Origin of the sequence: Candidatus Cryosericum odellii (assembly GCF_003570935.1) — a bacterium.
GTDB lineage: Bacteria > Caldisericota > Caldisericia > Cryosericales > Cryosericaceae > Cryosericum > Cryosericum odellii.
This window is the reverse complement of the sequence record NZ_QXIU01000075.1, coordinates 4,820-5,135: the sequence shown is the minus strand read 5'-3', so window position 1 is coordinate 5,135 and position 316 is coordinate 4,820. Positions and strand designations below refer to the sequence as shown.

The following is a 316-nucleotide window of genomic DNA, read 5'->3' as shown; positions in this document are numbered from 1 at the left end:
AGGATCAGTCGCGTCGTCCGGTCAAACTGGTCTTTTGTCAGCGGAACCTGCGTCCAGAATGAGCTATTGGTCGTGCCATCGTAGCCCACAGAGGTTATGGTCAGCTGCAACAGCCGTGGAGTCGTCGTCGGCGAAGCTTCGACAAGCAGGACGCCGTTCGAGGAGCACAGCACCTTGGGCGACATCGCGGTTTTACCTTGGTAGATTACCAGTTCCTGCTTGGACGCAAGTTTACGGTCGACAGCTTTGTACGAACCGTCGGTTTCGCTGGTCACGTAGACAAGCTCGCCTCCGGCGGGGTGCCAGTCGAAGGTGA

At 57.6% G+C, this 316-nt stretch carries 1 protein-coding gene; it reads right to left on the bottom strand.

All coding sequences use genetic code 11. The annotated features are described in order from the left end of the window. The coding region (locus SMC5_RS10605) for a hypothetical protein (protein WP_165848946.1) at positions 1–316 on the bottom strand (316 nt) is incomplete at both ends.